Origin of the sequence: Gordonia phosphorivorans, from assembly GCF_042432625.1 — a bacterium.
GTDB lineage: Bacteria > Actinomycetota > Actinomycetes > Mycobacteriales > Mycobacteriaceae > Gordonia > Gordonia phosphorivorans.
Genome location: NZ_JBHLWV010000020.1, coordinates 450,904 through 468,650, shown reverse-complemented (window position 1 = coordinate 468,650; position 17,747 = coordinate 450,904). Strand labels below are relative to the sequence as shown.

Here is a 17,747-nt window from a genome sequence, read left to right as displayed (position 1 = left end):
CATTAGCGTCGACAGGTGATGTAACCCTCGTCACACCTCGTCCAGGTCATACAGGAGTCCCGCCGATGAACCCGATGAAGCTCGCGCTCTATCTGCCCAACTTCCGCGATCACGTCACGGTTCAGGAGCTCGAGGACCTCACGGCCCTCGCCGAGGAGCTGGATTTCGATTCGGTGTGGACGCTCGACCGGATCATCGTGCCCGAGGCGTCCGACCACGAGAACCTGCAGTATCCGTTCGGCATGATGAGCGACCTGCCCAAGAGCCTGCCGGTGATCTCCCGCGGCAAGTGGTTCCAGGGGATGCCGCTCATCCCGTGGCTCGCGGCCAAGACCGAGAAGCTGCGGATCGGGATGAGCATCATCGACACGCCCTACCGGTCCCCCGGGGTGCTCGCCGCCGAACTGGCGACGCAGGACCACCTCTCCAACGGCCGGCTCAACGTCGGCATCGGATCGGGCTGGATGCCCGAGGAGTTCGCCGCCGCCAGCGCCACCCACCTCTTCGGCCGTCGGCACGCGCACGTCCGCGAGACGATCGAGATCATGCAGGGCATCTGGTCCAACGAGCTCTTCGAATACCACGGTGAGTTCGCCGACTTCGAACTCTCCGGCTTCGGTCATCAGCCGCTCCAGAAGCCCGGTCCGCCGATCTACTTTTCCGGCCTCAAGGATCCCAAGCGCTCGGCCAAGCGCATCGCCAAGTACGGCCTGCAGGGCTGGATCGGCATCCAGGACTCCCCCGAGGACATCGCGCACTGGAAGGGCGAGATGAGCCGCGAGCTCGGCGACCTCGACCGCGACTTCCCCGCGGGCTTCGACATGTGTAGCATGATCTGGTTCGTCATCACCGACGAACCGATGGACCAGAGTCCGGCGGGCAAGGCCACCAACCTCCTCGCCGGCAGCGCCCAGCAGATCGAGGACCGCCTCAAGCGGTACCGGGAGGCGGGCATGACGACGCCGCTGCTGTGGCCGCCGTTCCGCGACGTCCCCACCGCCAAGACGATGGACGATCTCAAGCGCCTGACCGAGGAGATCATGCCGCGGGTCAACGCGATGTGACCGCTCCGCACGTGCGATCCGGATACGCTCGCGGTGTGTCGTCAGCAGGCGTAGCTCGCGCACCCGACCACTCCCGTGTGCTCGTCGTCGACGACGACGAGGGCATTCGGACCGTGGTGCAATGGCAGCTCAACGACGCCGGTTTCGACGTCGCGCAGACCGCCGACGGTCTGAGCGCGATGAGTTTCATGGCCGTCGAGGTGCCCCTGCTGGTGATCCTCGATCTGTCGCTGCCTGCGCTCGGCGGCCTCGACGTGCTCCGGGAGATCCGGACCGGCGCGGCCCAGGTCCCGGCCGACCTGCCGGTCATCATCTTGTCCGGGCGCAGCGGGGAGACCGACCGGATCGTGGGTCTGGATCTGGGCGCCGACGATTACCTGGTCAAGCCGTTCTCCCCGGGCGAGCTCGCCGCCCGGGTGCGGTCCCTGCTGCGGCGCGCGGGCCAGGCCGCCGATCACGGCTGCCTCGTCGCCGGGCCGGTGACGATCGACGTGGCCGGCCGCGAGGTCCGCGTCGACGGTGCCGCGGTGGCCCTGACCGCCAAGGAGTTCGACCTGCTCGCCCACCTCGCACGCCATCCGCGGCACGTCCTCACCCGTCGGCAACTGCTCGAGGCGGTGTGGCAGTCCCCCGGCTGGCTCGGCGAGGCCACCGTCACCGAGCACGTCCATCGGCTGCGCACCAAACTCGGCGCGCGAGCGGCCGGTCCGCTCATCCGCACGGTGCGCGGCGTGGGCTACCAGTTCGATCCGGGCGGGCCGCCGCGATGAGCACCACCGCCCGCCGCCTGCGACCCGTCGCCGCCGACGATCTGCATCCGGACGACACCGCGGTCCTGCTGGAGCGGCAGATGGAGGTCCTGGAGCTGGTGGCCGCCGCGGCCCCGGTCGAACGCGTCCTGGAGGCGATCATCGTCGCGCTCGAAGGCCTCATGCCCGGCGCCCGCTGCTCGATCCTCCTCGTCGACCCGGCCGACGGGACGCTGCGCCACGGCGCCGCGCCCTCCCTGCCCGCGGACTATCTCCGGGCCATCGACGGACTGCGACCGGGACCGGCCGCCGGGTCGTGCGGCACCGCGGCCTACCGCGGGGAGCCGGTGGTGATCCCGGATCTGCGGGTGGACCACCGGTGGCAGCGGTTCCGTGCCGTCGCCCGGGACGCCGGGCTCGTCGCATGCTGGTCGACGCCCATCACCGCTCCGCGCGGCGGAATCGTCGGCACCTTCGCCGTGTATCACGGGCGCCCGCACGAGCCGTCCGACCGCGACCGCGGCCTGGTGGATCGCTTCACCTACATCGCCGCCGTGGCGATCGAGCACAGCCTCCTGGTCGGCGAGGTGGTGGACGGCTACGACGCCGCCGAAGCCTCCCGGCAGGCACACCGGGAGGCCGAGGTGGCCCGCCGGATCGCCGAGGACCACTGTGCCGCGAAGTCAGCGTTGCTCACCTCGGTGAGCCACGAGATCCGCACACCGCTGCAGGCGATCAAGGGGTTCGCCGAGTTGCTCTGCACCCTCGACCTGGATGCGCCCCGGCGCGCCGAGGCGCTCGCGCGCATCAACACCGCCGCCGACCATCTGCTCAGCCTGGTCACCGACGTCCTGGACATCAGCCGCGCCGAGGCCAACGCGCTTCCGGTACGACTGGAAGCGGTCCGGGTGGGACGCAGCGTGCGCGAGGTGGTGGAGTTGACGTCGTCGCTGGCGGCCGATCGCGGCGTCTCGGTGACCAGTGCGATCGCGACCGACGACCGGATCGTCGCCGACGCGGACCGCCTGCGCCAGGTACTGCTGAACCTCGTGGGCAACGCGATCCACCACGGCCGCCGTGGCGGCAACGTCGAGATCGCGTCAGCGACGACCGACCGGGCGGTCACCGTGCGGATCACCGACGACGGACCGGGCATCCCCGAGGACTTCCTGCCCCGGATCTTCACCCCGTTCGCTCGCGCCGACGACACCGGCGGGACCGCCGCCCCGGTCGACGGCAACGGGTTGGGCCTGATGCTGGCCCACGGACTGGTCACCGCGATGGGCGGCGAGCTGTGGGCCGGCAACGCCGCCGACGGCGGTGCGGTGTTCACGCTGACGTTGCCGCGACAGGACGGGCGGGACCGGAGCGATGGCACCGCCTGACGAGCGGGCGTGGCGTCGCCTGGCCGATGGCGACCACGCGGTGCTGGCGACGGTGCACCCCGCGCGCGGCGTGGACGCGGTCCCGGTGGTGTACGCCGTCCACGACGGGCACGTGGGCATCCCGATCGACCTGATCAAACCGAAGTCCTCGACACGACTGCAGCGGGAACGGAACCTGGCCGCCGACCCCCGGGCGACGCTGCTCGTCGAACACTGGGATGCCGACGACTGGACACGCCTGTGGTGGGTGCGCGCGGAACTGCGTTGGGTGGGCGAGGACGCCGCCGGGCGCGAGGATGCCTTGGCCGAGCTCCTGGAGCAGCGCTACGCGCAATACGCCGGGCGCCCGTTCGCGCGGATTCTGGTGTTGCGGGTGGTGCGCCTGACCGGCTGGTCGGCGGCGGTCAGTCCCGACGTCGACGGGGCTTGAGGCGGCTGTTCGGCAGCGGCGGCGCGGGAATGCGTTCGTCGGCACTCCACCCGGCGACCGTGCCGAAGCGCTCGGCCTGCGTCTCCCACTGCGCGCGGTACTCGACGATCTCCTCGTGCGTGCGGCCGACGAAGTTCCACCACATGACGAGGTCCTCGTCGAAGGGCACGCCACCGAGCAGAATCACCCGGGCCGGTGTGGCGCCCGGATTGGCGACGGTCAGACTGGTCCGCCCCGGACCGGCGTAGCACATCTGGGAACGGGTCAGATCGACGCCCTCGAACCGCAGCGTCTCGGTGTCGAGCAGCGCGCCGTGCTCGAAACGGGCGTCCACCTCCAGCGTCGTCCCTCCCCCGGCGTCGAGCACGATCTCCGCGCCCAACAGCGGTGTGGACGTGGTGACCGGCGACGCCGACCCGGCCAGCTCGCCGAGGAACACCCGCAGGGTGCCGGCCCCGCCGGGCAGGGGCACCGACTCCGGCGCGTGGAACTGAAAGGCCTTCTCGCCGTTGCGATCCGAGTCCGGCAGCGCGAGCCACAACTGCACGCCGTGCAGCACCTCGGTCTCCGGGGTGGAGACCTCCGAGTGGCTGATGCCGTATCCGGCCGACATCAGGTTCAACTCGCCGGGGCGGACCATGGCGTGCACCCCGGCACTGTCGGTGTGCTCGATCTCGCCCTCGAAGAGCCAGCTCACCGTCGCCAGCCCGGTGTGCGGATGCGGCAGGACGCGCATGCCACCGGAGTCGTCGACGCGGTCGGGCCCGTAGTGATCGGCGAAGCACCACGCACCGACCATCGAGCGGTCCTTGGTGGGCAGGGTGCGCTGCACCAGCATGGCGCGCGGACCGCCGAGCGGAACCTCACGGGCGGGGATCACCTCGACCTCGCGCTCCGGTGCTCCGGTGCACACCGTCTCCTCGGGATGGGCCTCGACGTTGCTCATAGAGGCGATCCTAGGCCGAACGACTCGCCTCGGCCCGGGTGAGCAGTTCGGGCAGGTCTGCGACCGAGGGGAGGAGGTGATCGGGCTCGGCCGCCGCCAACAGCGCGCGCCCGGTCTGCCCGGTGAGCACGCCGATCGCGACGGCGCCCGCGTGCCGTCCGGCCTGCACGTCCACCGCGGTGTCGCCGATGGCGACCACCCGGGACACGTCCTCGACGCCGCACCGCTCCATCGCCCGGAAGATCATGTACGGCGCGGGGCGGCCCGCCAGGACGTCGTCGGTGGTGACGACCGCGTCGAGGAGCGTCTCGTCCCACCCCAGCGACGCCAGCAGCGGCTCCACCACGGCGCGGTCGAAGCCGGTGGTCAACGCCACCTTGATCCCGCGCGCACGCAGTGCGGTGAAGGTCGCGACCACGCCGTCGATCGGCTGCGGCGGATGCGCGGCGTAGGTCTCGCGCAAGATCTCGCGGAAACGCTCGAAGGCGGCGAGCACGGCGTCCTCGTCGGCCTCCACACCGCCGAGGCGGGCCAGCCGGGTGATGGCGGTGACCTTGTCGGTCCCCATCCAATGCTGCAGGTCGGCCGCGGCGACGGTGGCGCCGAGCTCCTCGACGCACTGGCGGAGGGCGTCGTAGACGGCGCCTCCGTCGTCGACGGTGGTGCCTGCGATGTCGAAGGCGACGAGATCGATCATGAAGAAGCTCCGTTTCGTGAGGACAGTTCGGGGTGACGGGACGGCGCGCTCACGCGAGCCGCAGGAGGGAGCGACCGCCGCCGGCGGCGGTGAGGCGGTTGCTGACGGTGATGACGCATTCGCCGGGCACGTAGCGGTCGTCGGCGGTCTCCAGGATCCGGCCCGACGAGTCGGCGGTGGTCCGGCTGGCGCGCAGCAGTGGCGCGCCGACCGGCACGCCCAGGTGTTCGGCGTCGTCGGCCTCGGCGGCCACCGCGTCCACCCGGTGTTCGGCGCGATCGAGGTCGACGCCGCTGGTGAGCAGGAACCGGTTGAGCGAACCGGAGTCGGGATCGAACTCCATCAGCAGGCGGCCTACCTCCCAGATGAAGGTCGACCGTTCCAGCAGCGCGGGGACGCCGTCGAGGGTTCGCAGTCGGACCAGTGAGACCACCGGCTCGCCCTCGGCCAGGTGCAGGGCGTCGGCGGTGGGTGCGTCGGCGCGGTGTCGGGCCTGCAGCAGGGTGTGCTGGCCGGGTTCGCGCCCCTGCGCCCGCGCCCACGCGGTGAAGGAGCCGAGCTCGGTCCACGCGTGGGACGCACCGCCGCGCACCGTCGGCGGTTTGCCCTGGCCGCCGACGAGTAGGCCTTCGGCGCGCAGCGCCGCGATGGCCTGGCGGACGGTGCCGCGGGAGGCGTCGAACTCCCGGCACAGCTCCGCCTCGCTGGGCGCGCTCGACCCGGCGGGCCAGGCCCCCGAGGTGATGCGGCGACGCAGATCGTCGGCGAGTCGTTGATGAAGTGGCGAGGTCACGACTTGAGCATACAAGTGCGTCGAACTTGTTCGTGATGTTCAGGTGAACGGCAGGAATACAGTTGTGTGCTGGATGAATGTCGGCTGAACTTGTCTGTACAAGTGCTTCCTCGAGTTGCCGACCTGTCCCGGGGGCCGCATGGTTCCAAACGTGAACAACGAATGCGATCTCCTCGTCGTCGGTGCCGGAGTGGTGGGCCTGGGCCACGCCCTCGCGGCCATGGATCAGGGTCAACGGGTCATCGTGCTCGAGCGCGACCATCGCATCGTCGGCGCCTCGGTCCGCAACTTCGGGCACGTCGGCGCCACGGTGCAGTCCGGCGAGCTGCGCGAGTTGGCGCTGGGCGCCCGCGAACGCTGGCTGTCGGTGGCCGGCCGGGCCGGTATCGAGGTCCGGCGCAGCGGCGCCGGCATGGCGGTGGCCCGCCACCGCGATGAAGCCGACGTGCTGAGCGAGCTGGCCCAGACCCGCGACAGCGTACGTCTCCTGACCGCCGCCGAGGTGGTGGACCGGCTGGGCGGTGCGGGCGCGGACGACATCGTCGGCGGTGCCGAACTGGGCGACGATCTGCGCGTGGATCCCCGCACCACCGTCCCGCGTCTGGCCGCGTGGCTCGAGACCCGGGACGGGGTGCAGATCCGATGGAACACCGCCTACCTGGGTGCCGAGGAGGTCGGCGACGCGGTGCGCGTGCGCACCTCGCGCGGCGACGTGCGGGCCCGGCGAGTGGTCGTCTGCGTCGGTCACGACCTGGACCTGCTGGCACCGACGGTCGCCGCCGACGCCGGTGTGCAACGCTGCGGGCTGTCGATGATGCTCACCGACGACCCCGGCTGCCGGATCGACCCGGCGGTCCTGACCGCCACCTCGCTGCTGCGGTACGGCGCCTTCGCCGACACCGCCGCCTCGCACGTCCTGCGCGAGCGCCTCACCGCGCAGCGCCCGGACCTGCTGGCCGCCGACACCAACATCATGTTCACCCAGCGGCCCGACGGCGGGCTGCTGATCGGTGACTCGCACCTGCTCGACGACTCGCTGGACCCGTTCCTCGACGAGGGCACCTTCGCACTGCTGCAGCGCGAGGTGGAGACGGTCCTGGGTCGCCCGTTGACCATCCGCCAGCGCTGGCAGGGCATCTACGCCGCCCGCCCATCGGGCGCGTTCCTGGTCGCCGAGCTCGCACCCGGCGTGACGGCGTGCTCGGTCACCACCGGCGTCGGCATGACCTTCGGCCTGGAACTGGCCGCCCGCACCTTCTCCACCGTCCTCTCCTGACCTGCGGCGGCACCGGCACCGGCTCGGCCGACCCGAACTCGGTGACCGTCTGCAGCGCCGACGGTCTCGGCGCCTGGTACGAGACCCAGTTCGAGGCCTTCACCGAGCAGACCGGTATCACCGTGAACTACGTCGAGGGCGGCTCCGGCGAGGTGCTGTCCCGCGCGGAGAAGGAGCGCTCCAATCCGCAGATGGACGTGCTGATCACCCTGCCGCCGTTCATCCAGCGCGCCGACGAGCAGCAGCTCCTCGCGCCCACCACCGACGCCGACGGCACCGCCGACACCAACTATGTGGCGCTGGCCAACAACTACTTCGCCATGATCCGCGGCACCGGCGTCGACCCGCAGCCGCAGACCTGGGACGATCTGCTCGACCCGCGCTTTGCCCAGAAGCTCCAGTACTCCACGCCCGGCCAGGCCGGCGACGGCACGGCCATGCTGCTCCTGCTGCAGCACGTGCTGGGCGCCCAGCAGGGGCTGGACTACCTCGGCAAGCTGCAGGCCAACAACGTGGGTCCGTCGGCCTCGACCGGCAAACTCGGCCCCAAGGTGGCCAAGGGCGAACTGTCGGTGGCCAACAGCGACGTCCAGATGGCGCTGGCCGCGATCTCCGCGGACCAGGCCGCCTACGAGGTGTTCGTCCCGGCCGGGCCGGACGGCACCCGCACCACCGTCGCCCTGCCGTACTTCATGGGTCAGGCGGCCAGTGCCCCGCACGCGGCCAACGCCGCGAAGCTGATCGACTTCCTGCTGTCGGTGCCGGTCCAGGAGACCCTCGCCGAGCAGGTCTACGGGATGTCCCCGCGCGCCGACGTCACGGCCGTCGGACCGCAGGCCGAGGCCATCGCGAAGGCGCTCGCCGGCGTGACGGTCTGGCAGCCGGACTGGTCGGTGGTCAACGCCGACTTCGACGCCCTGATCAGCGCCTACAACAAGGCGACCGGCCAGTGAGCGCCCCGGCCCCCGCGGCGCGCACCGCCGCCGTCGACCTGTCGGTCCCCGCCGTCGCGCTGCGCGGGGTGAGCGTGGCCTACGGCGACACCGTCGCCCTCGCCGACTGCTCGTTCGAGGTGGCCCGCGGCGAGACGCTGGCACTGCTCGGGCCGTCCGGTTCCGGCAAGTCCACCGCCCTCAAGGCGATCGCCGGCTTCGAGAACGTCGTCGGCGGCACCGTGGAGATCGCCGGTCGCGACGTGACCGGGCTGTCCCCGGCCGCCCGCGGCATCGGTTTCGTGATGCAGCAGTACGCCCTGTTCCCGCACATGAGTGTGCGGGCCAACGTCGCCTTCGGACTCAAGGCGCAGAAGGTGGACCGCGCCCAGATCAAGCCCCGCGTCGACGAGGTGCTGCGCATGGTGGGCATGTTCGGTTACGCTGACCGCCTGCCCCGCGAGCTGTCCGGCGGACAGCAGCAGCGGGTCGCCATCGCCCGGGCGCTGGCACCCAGCCCGGTCAAGTCCCGGGTAGTGGTGTAACTGGGTTGTGGTCCTTCGTGGGTGGTCAGGCGGGTAGTTGGGTCAGCGGGTCGGTGTTCACCTCCGGTGTGTTGTCGGTGTCTGTGACGGTCAGGCGGCACCGGTTGAGGACTTCGAGGCCGAGGTAGCGTCGGCCTTCGGCCCATTCGTCGGTCTGCTCGGCCAGGACGGCGCCGATGAGCCGGATGATGGCGTCGCGGTTGGGGAAGATGCCGACGACGTCGGTGCGGCGCCGGATCTCGCGGTTGAGCCGTTCGGTGGGGTTGTTGGACCAGATCTGTCGCCACAGGTCATCGGGGAACGTGGTGAAGGCGAGCAGGTCCTCGCGGGCATCGCCAAGGTGGTCAGCTACCTCAGGCAGCCTGCCGTCGGTGTACTCCAGAAGCCTGTCGAACTGCTCGTGCACCGCGGTGGCGGTGGGCTGGTCGTACACGCTGTGCAGCATCGCCTTCACGGCCGGCCACATCGACTTAGGGCACACCGCCATCAGGTTCGCCGCGTAGTGGGTGCGGCAGCGCTGCCAGGCGGCTCCGGGAAGGTTCGCCGCGATCGCCTCGACGAGCCCGGCGTGGGCGTCGGAGGTCACCAACCGCACTCCGCCCAGGCCGCGGGCGACCAGGTCGGCGAAGAAGGTGTTCCACGAGGCTTTGGTCTCACTGGTGGCGACCTGCATGCCCAGGACTTCGCGGTGGCCGTCGCCGTTGACCCCGGTGGCCAGCAGGACGGCGGCCTTGACGACCTGATTGTTCTCGCGGACCTTGATCGTCAACGCGTCGGCGGTGACGAAGGTGAACGGCCCGGCCTCATCCAGGCGGCGGTGCCGGAACGCGGCGACCTGCTCGTCCAGGTGCTCTGCCATGCGTGAGACCTGCGATTTGGACAGTGAGTCGATGCCCAGGGTCTTGACCAGCTTGTCCATCCGGCGGGTAGAGACCCCGGCCAGGTAGCAGTCCGCCACGACCGTGATCAGGGCGGACTCGGCCCGCTTGCGGCGCTCGAGCAGCCACTCGGGGAAGTAGCTGCCCGAGCGCAACTTCGGCACGGCAACGTCGACCGTGCCGACCCGGGTGTCCAGGGGCCGGTCGCGGTAACCGTTGCGGCGGTTAGTGCGCTCGGCGGTGCGGGCGTTCCATTCGGCGCCGCACACGCTGTCGGCGTCGGCCGAGAGCAGGGCGTTGATCATGGTTTGCAGCAGCTCGCGCATCAGATCCGGGGATGCGTCGGCGAGGGCTTGGCCAAGCAGGCCGGCAGGGTCGACAATGTGAGGTGCGGTCATCGCGTAGGTCCTCTTCGAGTGGGTTGTAGGAGATTCCTCGAAGGATCACGCGGTGGCCGCTCTACATCCGTCAACGACACGGGCGTTGCTGACGATCTCGGCCACCGAGTTACACCACTTTATGGGGCACTACTCCTAGCCCGGCGCTGCTGCTGCTCGACGAGCCGCTGTCGGCGCTGGACACCCGGCTGCGCGAAGAGATGCTGATCGAACTGCAGCAACTGCGCCGCGATCTGCCCGACATCGCCATCGTGCACGTCACTCACGACCAGGCCGAGGCATTGGCCCTGGCCGACCGCATCGCGATCATGCGGAACGCCCGACTGGAGGCGATCGACCGCGCCGACTGCCTGTTCCACCGGCCGCCCAGCGAATTCGCGGCGACCTTCCTCGGCGGGGCCGACATTCTGCCCGCCCGCGCCCTCACCGCGGTCGAGGCCGGTGCGGTCGGCACCTACGAGCACGGCGGCCTGCACCTGCGGGCGCTCTCGCACGACGCACTCGGCGGCGACAAGCACGTCGCCCTCGCGGTGCGACCGTGGGCCTGGCGACTGCTGCCGCATGCCGGCGACAACGCCGTGCAGGTTCAGGTGCACGACAGCCAGTGGCGCGGCGCGGTGCGGCACGTACGCGCCCGCGTGCTGGCCACCGACCAGTTCATCGGCGTGGACGTGCCGGTGCTCGACGCGCCGCCGACGCCCGGCGAACAGCTGTGGGCGCACGTGGCCGCCGAACACGTCCACGTGGTGCCCGCGGAGAAGAGCGCATGACCGCAGTCCTGGATCGGCCGGCGTCTCACCCGGCCCCGGTGCGGCGGTCCCGGCGTTCCCTCCGGCGCACCGCCCTGGTGCTCGGTCCGCTCCTGATCCTGGCGCTGAGCCTCGGCTATCCGCTGATCTGGGCCGTGTCGTCGTCGTTCACCGACCGCTCCGGCGCGTACGTGGGCACCGACACCTGGCGGGCCGCGCTGGGCGACGACGCCGTGCGCAACGCCTTCGTCACCACGCTGAAGGTCGCGGCCCTGTCCACCGCGGGCTGCGTGGTGGTGGGCACCTTCCTCGCCTTCGTGCTGGCCTTCGTGCCGTTCCGCGGGTCGTCGCTGGTGGTGCGCATCATCGAGTCGGTGGTGTCCCTGCCGTCGTTCCTGATCCCGCTGGCCCTCGGTGTGCTGTTCGGTCCGGTCGGCGTGATCGCCAGCGCCACCGGGCACCGGTTCTCCTTCATGAGTTCCCTGCTCGGCGTGGTGCTCGCGGAAGTGGCCTTCTACACCCCGTTCGTGGTGCGCCCGCTGCTCGCCGCCTTCGCCTCGTTCCCGGCCGCGCACATCGACGTGGCGTCCTCGCTCGGCGCCGGCCCGCTGCGGATCGCCGTCCGGGTGATCGCACCGCAGGTGTGGCCGTCGTTGGCGGCCGCCGCGGCCCTGACCTTCCTGCTCACGCTCAACGAGTTCGGGATCGTGCTGTTCACCGGGGCCAAGGACGTGATGACGCTGCCGATGCTGATCTACACCAAGTCGATGGTGTCCTCGGACTTCGCCACCGCGGCGGTGCTGGCCACCGTTCAGCTGGTCCTGTCGGTGAGCGCCTACCTCTGCTACCGAACCATCGTGCGTCGTTTCGGCGCCACCACCTAGGAGCCCCCGCGTGCTGATTCGCAATTCGACCGGCCGTCGACTCATCTGGGCCGTCTTCGCCCTGGTGCTCGGCGTGCTGGTGATCTCCCCGATCGCGGTCACCGCGATCACCGCTTTCGCGCAGACCTGGAACTCGGCACTGCCGTCGGGGCTGACCACCGAGCACATGAGCGGGACGCTCACCGAGTCCAATCTGCAGAGCATCCTGGTGTCGATTCAGACCGCCCTGGTCGCCTCGGCACTGGCGGTGGCGGTGGGCACGTGGGCGGCGCTGGCGGCCCGGTCGGCCCCGCCCCGGCTGCGGGCGCTCATCGACGCGGCCTTCCACGTGCCGGTCGCCGTGCCGTCGGTGGTGATCGGACTGGCCGTGCTGATCGCGTTCTCGCGCTCGCCGGTGATCCTCAACGGCACCCCGTGGATCGTGATTCTGGTGCAGGCCCTGCTGGTGCTCTCGTTCGCCTTCTCGATGGTGTCGGCGGCGGCCAAGGGCCTGGACCCGGCCCTGGATCAGGTCGCCGGCTCGCTGGGCGCTTCCGGTCGGCCGACCCTCGTCACCGTCACCCTGCCGTTGCTGACCCCGGCGATCGCCGCGGCCGCCGGCCTGTCGGTGGCGTTGTGCATGGGTGAACTCGGGGCGACGATCATGGTCTACCCGGCGGCGTGGCGCACCCTCCCGGTCACCGTCTTCACCCAGTCCGACCGCGGCGACCTGTTCGGCGCCGCGGCCAACACCCTGCTGCTGGTGCTGGTCACCGTCGCGATCCTGGGCGTGCTCAGCCGTTTCCGATCGCGCGCGCAGGTCCGCTGAGGTGTCAGATCCCGGCGGCGGCCACGATCTGTTCGGCGGCCAACGCCGGGGTCAGGCTGCCGTCGAGGACACCCTGCTCGGCCGCGGCCCGCACCTTGAGCACCTCCGGATCGGCGGCGAGCTTGGACAGCACGGCGTCCTGCACCATGCTCCACGTCCACTCCACCTGCTGCCGGGCGCGGCGCTTGTCGAACTCGCCTGCGGCGGTCAGCACGTCGCGGTGTTCGAGGATCTTGTTCCAGTACTCGTCGACCCCGGTGTTCTCCCGCGCGCTCATGGTGAGCACCGGCGGGGTCCACAGGGCATCGTGCGGGTAGATCAGGCCGAGGGCGTTGCGCAGCTCGCGGGCCGCGCCGCGCGCCTCGTTGACGTGCTTGCCGTCGGCCTTGTTCACCACGACGATCTCGGCCAGCTCCAGCACGCCCTTCTTGATGCCCTGCAGCGAGTCGCCGGTGCGGGCCAGGGTGAGGAAGGTGAACGTGTCGACCATGCCGGCCACGCTCACCTCCGACTGTCCCACGCCGACGGTCTCCACCAGCACCACGTCGTAACCCGCGGCCTCCACCAGCACGATGGTCTCGCGGGTGGCCTTGGTGACGCCGCCGAGAGTGCCCGACGACGGCGACGGCCGCACGTACCCCTCCGGCGCCGCCGACAGCCGGCCCATCCGGGTCTTGTCGCCCAGGATGGAGCCGCCGGTGCGGGTCGACGACGGGTCCACCGCCAGCACGGCCACCCGATGACCGAGGTCGATCAGGTGCATGCCGAGGGCCTCGATGGTGGTCGACTTCCCCACCCCGGGCACACCGGTGATGCCGACGCGGAACGACTTGCCCGCGTGCGGCGTCAGGTTCAGCAGCAACTGCTGCGCCGCCGCCCGGTGGTCGGGGCGCACCGACTCCACCAGCGTGATCGCCCGTGCCAGCAGCGCCCGGTTCCCGGCCAGCACGCCCTCGGTGAGGGCGTCGACGTCCACCCTGCTCATACAGTCAGGTCCAGGCCCTGCTGCTCGGCGAGCTTGCGGATGAGGTCGACCGCGGAATCGGCGATCACGGTGCCCGGCGGGAAGATCGCCGCGGCGCCTGCCTCGTACAGTTCGTCGAAGTCGCCGGGCGGAATCACGCCGCCGACCACGATCATGATGTCCTCGCGACCCACCTCGGCCAGCGCCTGCTTCAGAGCGGGCACCAGCGTGAGGTGACCGGCCGCCAGCGACGAGACACCGACGACGTGCACGTCGTTGTCCGCGGCCTGGCCTGCCACCTCTTCCGGGGTCGCGAACAGCGGCCCGACGTCGACGTCGAAGCCGAGGTCGGCGAACGCCGTCGCGATGACCTTCTGGCCGCGATCGTGGCCGTCCTGGCCCATCTTGGCCACCAGCACGCGGGGACGGCGGCCCTCGGCCGTCGCGAAGGCGTCGACCACGGCCATCGCCTCGTCGATGTTGCTCACCGAATCACCTGCTTCGTTGCGGTAGACGCCGCTGATGGTGCGGATCTCCGCCTGGTGGCGGCCGTACACCTTCTCCATGGCGTCGGAGATCTCGCCGCCGGTGGCACCGTGGCGAGCGGCCTCGATGGCCAGGGCCATGAGGTTGTTGTCCAGGTTGCTGCCGCCGGGCTCGGCGGCGGCGCGGGTCAGATCGGCCAGGGCGGCATCCACCGCGGCCTGATCGCGCTCGGCGCGCAGCTTCTCCAGCTTGGCCAGCTGCTCGGCGCGCACCTTGGAGTTCTCGACCTTGAGGACCTCGATCTCTTCGTCCTCGGCCACGCGGTACTTGTTGACGCCGACCAGCGGCTGCTGACCGGAGTCGATCCGCGCCTGGGTGCGGGCGGCCGCCTCCTCGATGCGGAGCTTGGGCAGCCCCTCGTTGATGGCCTGCGTCATGCCGCCGGCGGCCTCGACCTCGGCGATGTGCGCGCGGGCCTTGTCGGCCAGCTGGGCGGTGAGCCACTCGACGTAGTTCGATCCGGCCCACGGGTCGATCGGGCGGGTGGTGCCCGACTCCTGCTGCAGCAGCAGCTGGGTGTTACGGGCGATGCGCGCGGAGAAGTCGGTCGGCAGGGCGATCGCCTCGTCGAGTGCGTTGGTGTGCAGCGACTGGGTGTGCCCCTGGGTGGCCGCCATCGCCTCGACGCAGGTGCGGGCCACGTTGTTGTAGACGTCCTGCGCGGTCAGCGACCAGCCGGAGGTCTGCGAGTGGGTGCGCAGCGAGAGGCTCTTGGCGTTCTTCGGGTCGAACTTCGCGACCAGTTCGCTCCACAGCAGGCGCGCGGCCCGCAGCTTGGCGACCTCCATGAAGAAGTTCATGCCGATGCCCCAGAAGAACGACAGGCGCGGCGCGAACTTGTCGATGTCCAGACCGGCTTCCAGGCCCGCGCGGATGTACTCCACGCCGTCGGCCAGGGTGTAGGCCAGCTCCAGGTCGGCCGTCGCTCCGGCCTCCTGGATGTGGTACCCGGAGATGGAGATCGAGTTGAACTTGGGCATCTTGGTGCTGGTGTAAGCGAAGATGTCCGAGATGATCCGCATGGACGGGGCCGGCGGATAGATGTAGGTGTTGCGGACCATGAACTCCTTCAGAATGTCGTTCTGAATGGTTCCGGCCAGCTTCTCCGGCGGCACGCCCTGCTCCTCGGCGGCCACCACGTACAGGGCGAGGATCGGCAGCACCGCGCCGTTCATGGTCATCGACACCGAGACGTTGCCCAGATCGATGCCGTCGAACAGCTGGCGCATGTCCAGGATCGAGTCGATCGCCACACCGGCCATGCCGACGTCGCCGGCCACGCGCGGGTGATCGGAGTCGTAGCCGCGGTGGGTGGCGAGGTCGAAGGCCACCGACAGGCCCTTCTGGCCGGCCGCGAGGTTGCGGCGGTAGAAGGCGTTGGATTCGGCGGCGGTGGAGAAGCCCGCGTACTGGCGGACCGTCCACGGCTGGTTGACGTACATCGTCGGGTACGGGCCGCGGATGAACGGCGCCTCGCCGGGGATGGAGTCGAGCGGGTAGTCGGCGGCGGCCGTCGTCTCGTCGCGGTCGGCGCGGGTGTACACCGGGGCCACGTCGATCTGTTCCGGGGTGTGCCACACCGTCTGCTCGGCGGTGTAGCCGTGGGTGCCGGCCAGGGAGTCGACCAGGTCGGCCGCGTCGCCGTCTCCGGGTACCGCGGTGAGGCCGTCGAGATCCAGTTCGACGTCGGAGAAATCGGGAATCATGTTCTCGCTCATGGTCTTTACTCCCCCGCCTGCGCGGTGATGGTGTCCAGCAGCTCGGTCAGGGTGGCGACGGCGTCGATCCCCACCCGCAGCGATCCGTCCGGTGCGTCCTCGCCGTCGGGCCATTCGGCGGCCGGACCGGCCAGCAGCACCCGGTCCAGGCCCGCGGCTCGCGCGGCGGCCAGCACGGCCGGTCCGTCGGTGCCGTAGCGGGCCTTGGTGCCGCACAGCACGGCGACGGTGCCCGCGCCGTCGGCGGCCTGCGCCACGCCCTCGGCGGTCATCGGGCCCGGGTTGACGGCCTCGATGCCGCCGGCGGCCAGCAGGTTGGCGACGAACGTGGTGCGGCCGTTGTGCTCGGCGACGCTGCCCAGCGGCAGCAGCAGCACCGACGGGCGGACCGCGGCGGCGTCGGCGCGGTCGCGCAGCTCCTCGAAGCGGCGGGCCACGCGCGCCAGGCCCGCGGTGGCGGTCGGCAGATCGGTGGTGTCGGCGAGGGCCTCGGCGAAGGCCGCCTCCCCCAGGTTCGGGAACTCGGAGACGCCGGTGATCGGGGCGGTGCGGTGGGCGACGGCCTCGTCGCGTGCGGCGAGGGCCTGCGCGATCCAGGTGCGGATCTCTGCGAGCGCCTGGGTGTAGCCGCCCAAGCTCTCCACCTGCGTGAACACCTGCCACCCGGCCGCGGCCAGGTCGCTGGTGAGGTCCTCGACGAACCAGGAGCCGCCGGCCGGGTCGAGTACGCGACCGACGTTGGACTCCTCCAGCAGCAGCAGCTGGGTGTTGCGGGCGATACGTGCCGAGAACGTCGGGCTGGACGAGCGGGCCTGCACCGGCAGGGCCGCGTCGAAGCCGAGCACGGTCACCTGGTCGGCCCCGCCGACACCGGCGCCGAAGGCGGCGACGGTGGTGCGCAGCATGTTCACCCACGGATCACGCTGGGTGAGCATCGACAGATCGGTGACCGCGTGGGTGAGGGCCGCGCCGGCGTCGGGGACGCCCAGCACCTGGGCCACGCGGGCCCACATCAGGCGCAGCGCGCGCAGCTTGGCGATGGAGGCGAACTGGTCGTCGCCCACCGACACGGCGAAGGTGAGCTGGCCCAGCGCCTGCGCCGGGGTCAGGCCCGCGGCCACCAGGTCGCGCACATGGGCCAGGCCGGCCGCGACGAGCAGGCCGATCTCCTGGGCGTTGGTGGCGCCGGACTGGGCGAAGTCGGTGCCGTCGACGCGGAAGGTGCGGACCCGCTCGGGTGCGGCCGCCGCCACGGCGACGGCCTCGTCGACGGCCACTGTGGGCCGACCGGAGAAGGCCGCGGTGTACGGGGACAGGCCCAGGCTGTGCGTGGTGCTCGCGGTGAGGGGTGCCTCCTGCGGCGGGGCGGGGCGGTCGGCGAGGACCTGCACGAAGCGCTGCGCGGCCGCGATGCCGTCGGCGCCGGCATCGAGGGTCACCGGCAGCAGATCCAGGTAGATGCCGGTCAGCATGGTCGCCAGATCGGCGTCGCCGGTCACCGACAGCCAGGCGCCGCTCGCGCCGCTGCTCGCCGCTTCCAGGATGGCCTCGTTGAGGTCGGCCGCGCTCTGGCCGGGCAGGTCGCCGAAGCGTTCGGTCACGCGCCAGCCCTGCTGGACGTCGCGCTGCGGGTCGGCGCCGCGGACGAACGGGAAGCTGCCGGGCAGGCCGCGCTCGCCGTCCTCGTCCTTGCGGGTGTACAGCGGGCGGACCACCACGTCGTCGCGCGTCGGCGTCGACAGCAGGGCCTCCGGGGTGTCTGGCAGGTCGGCCGGATCCACCCGGCGTCCCTTGGCGAGAACGGCCGCCGCGGCCGTGGACCATCGCTGATAGTCCTGATCGAGTTGCTCCCGCATGTGCTGGGTGCCTTCTGCCGTCATAGCTGCCGATGTCCTCCGTGGTCGCGGGCTGTGCGCCTGCGAGCACAATATCCGATCGTGACTCCCGTTCGATCCGCGCCCGCCTGTGAGGCCGCGCACGCGGGG

The 17,747-nt window shown here is 71.0% G+C and carries 16 protein-coding genes and 1 pseudogene; 10 read left to right on the top strand and 7 right to left on the bottom strand.

The features are described 5' to 3' along the window. Positions 1–65 precede the first annotated feature (65 nt). The 4 genes from ACFFJD_RS11445 to ACFFJD_RS11430 are packed head-to-tail and all read left to right on the top strand — an operon-like array spanning position 66 to position 3,628. Positions 66–1,064 carry an LLM class flavin-dependent oxidoreductase gene (locus tag ACFFJD_RS11445; protein ID WP_382364175.1) on the top strand — a complete coding sequence of 333 codons (999 nt, stop codon included), beginning with the start codon at positions 66–68 and terminating at the stop codon, positions 1,062–1,064. 35 nt (positions 1,065–1,099) lie between these two features. Further along, entirely contained in the window at positions 1,100–1,834 is a 735-nt protein-coding gene (locus ACFFJD_RS11440; protein ID WP_382364173.1) for a response regulator transcription factor, read from the top strand. After that, entirely contained in the window at positions 1,831–3,198 is a 1,368-nt protein-coding gene (locus ACFFJD_RS11435; protein WP_382364171.1) for a GAF domain-containing sensor histidine kinase, read from the top strand. Before ACFFJD_RS11440 ends, ACFFJD_RS11435 begins: the two co-directional genes overlap by 4 nt. Next, positions 3,185–3,628 (top strand): PNPOx family protein, encoded by a 444-nt coding sequence (locus ACFFJD_RS11430; RefSeq protein ID WP_382364169.1) that lies wholly within the window; start codon positions 3,185–3,187, stop codon positions 3,626–3,628. The genes ACFFJD_RS11435 and ACFFJD_RS11430 overlap by 14 nt, the downstream gene beginning before the upstream one ends. Here the strand turns inward: ACFFJD_RS11430 and ACFFJD_RS11425 are convergent. The 3 genes from ACFFJD_RS11425 to ACFFJD_RS11415 are packed head-to-tail and all read right to left on the bottom strand — an operon-like array spanning position 3,603 to position 6,064. Beyond that, positions 3,603–4,574, bottom strand: coding sequence for a pirin family protein (locus ACFFJD_RS11425; RefSeq protein ID WP_382364167.1), 972 nt, complete (start codon positions 4,572–4,574; stop codon positions 3,603–3,605). The two genes, ACFFJD_RS11430 and ACFFJD_RS11425, sit on opposite strands and share 26 nt — an antisense overlap. 10 nt (positions 4,575–4,584) lie before the next feature. Continuing rightward, positions 4,585–5,271: a phosphonatase-like hydrolase gene (locus ACFFJD_RS11420; protein ID WP_382364165.1), complete on the bottom strand. Its 687-nt coding sequence runs from the start codon at positions 5,269–5,271 to the stop codon at positions 4,585–4,587. Positions 5,272–5,320: 49 nt separating this feature from the next. Beyond that, positions 5,321–6,064, bottom strand: a complete 744-nt coding sequence (locus ACFFJD_RS11415; protein ID WP_382364163.1) for a GntR family transcriptional regulator — start codon at positions 6,062–6,064, stop codon at positions 5,321–5,323. Positions 6,065–6,215: 151 nt separating this feature from the next. On the opposite strand from ACFFJD_RS11415, the gene ACFFJD_RS11410 reads away from it, so the two are divergent. From ACFFJD_RS11410 to ACFFJD_RS11400, 3 genes and pseudogenes are all read left to right on the top strand, one after another. Then, the gene (locus ACFFJD_RS11410; protein ID WP_382364161.1) at positions 6,216–7,340 is read left to right on the top strand and encodes a TIGR03364 family FAD-dependent oxidoreductase; all 1,125 of its coding nucleotides are present in this window, start codon (positions 6,216–6,218) and stop codon (positions 7,338–7,340) included. Between the two features lie 41 nt (positions 7,341–7,381). Continuing rightward, positions 7,382–8,293, top strand: coding sequence for a 2-aminoethylphosphonate ABC transporter substrate-binding protein (locus tag ACFFJD_RS11405; protein ID WP_382364159.1), 912 nt, complete (start codon positions 7,382–7,384; stop codon positions 8,291–8,293). Then, positions 8,290–8,793, top strand: a pseudogene (locus ACFFJD_RS11400) (ABC transporter ATP-binding protein); the annotation flags it as partial. The gene ACFFJD_RS11405 and the pseudogene ACFFJD_RS11400, both read left to right, overlap by 4 nt. A 49-nt stretch (positions 8,794–8,842) precedes the next feature. Here the strand turns inward: ACFFJD_RS11400 and ACFFJD_RS11395 are convergent. Beyond that, positions 8,843–10,093, bottom strand: a complete 1,251-nt coding sequence (locus tag ACFFJD_RS11395) for an IS256 family transposase (RefSeq protein ID WP_382364157.1) — start codon at positions 10,091–10,093, stop codon at positions 8,843–8,845. Positions 10,094–10,293: 200 nt separating this feature from the next. On the opposite strand from ACFFJD_RS11395, the gene ACFFJD_RS11390 reads away from it, so the two are divergent. The 3 genes from ACFFJD_RS11390 to ACFFJD_RS11380 are packed head-to-tail and all read left to right on the top strand — an operon-like array spanning position 10,294 to position 12,534. Beyond that, complete coding sequence (locus ACFFJD_RS11390; protein WP_382364155.1) at positions 10,294–10,863, top strand: TOBE domain-containing protein; 570 nt, start codon at positions 10,294–10,296, stop codon at positions 10,861–10,863. Then, positions 10,860–11,726 (top strand): 2-aminoethylphosphonate ABC transporter permease subunit, encoded by an 867-nt coding sequence (locus ACFFJD_RS11385; RefSeq protein ID WP_382364153.1) that lies wholly within the window; start codon positions 10,860–10,862, stop codon positions 11,724–11,726. Before ACFFJD_RS11390 ends, ACFFJD_RS11385 begins: the two co-directional genes overlap by 4 nt. A gap of 10 nt (positions 11,727–11,736) precedes the next feature. Further along, entirely contained in the window at positions 11,737–12,534 is a 798-nt protein-coding gene (locus ACFFJD_RS11380) for an ABC transporter permease (protein WP_382364151.1), read from the top strand. Between the two features lie 4 nt (positions 12,535–12,538). On the opposite strand, the gene meaB is transcribed toward ACFFJD_RS11380, so the two are convergent. The 3 genes from meaB to ACFFJD_RS11365 are packed head-to-tail and all read right to left on the bottom strand — an operon-like array spanning position 12,539 to position 17,642. Continuing rightward, complete coding sequence (gene meaB, locus ACFFJD_RS11375; RefSeq protein WP_382364149.1) at positions 12,539–13,519, bottom strand: methylmalonyl Co-A mutase-associated GTPase MeaB; 981 nt, start codon at positions 13,517–13,519, stop codon at positions 12,539–12,541. Continuing rightward, positions 13,516–15,762 carry a methylmalonyl-CoA mutase gene (scpA, locus tag ACFFJD_RS11370; RefSeq protein ID WP_382364147.1) on the bottom strand — a complete coding sequence of 749 codons (2,247 nt, stop codon included), beginning with the start codon at positions 15,760–15,762 and terminating at the stop codon, positions 13,516–13,518. The genes meaB and scpA overlap by 4 nt, the downstream gene beginning before the upstream one ends. 5 nt (positions 15,763–15,767) lie before the next feature. Then, positions 15,768–17,642 (bottom strand): methylmalonyl-CoA mutase family protein, encoded by a 1,875-nt coding sequence (locus ACFFJD_RS11365; protein ID WP_382364145.1) that lies wholly within the window; start codon positions 17,640–17,642, stop codon positions 15,768–15,770. Between the last annotated feature and the right edge of the window lie 105 nt (positions 17,643–17,747).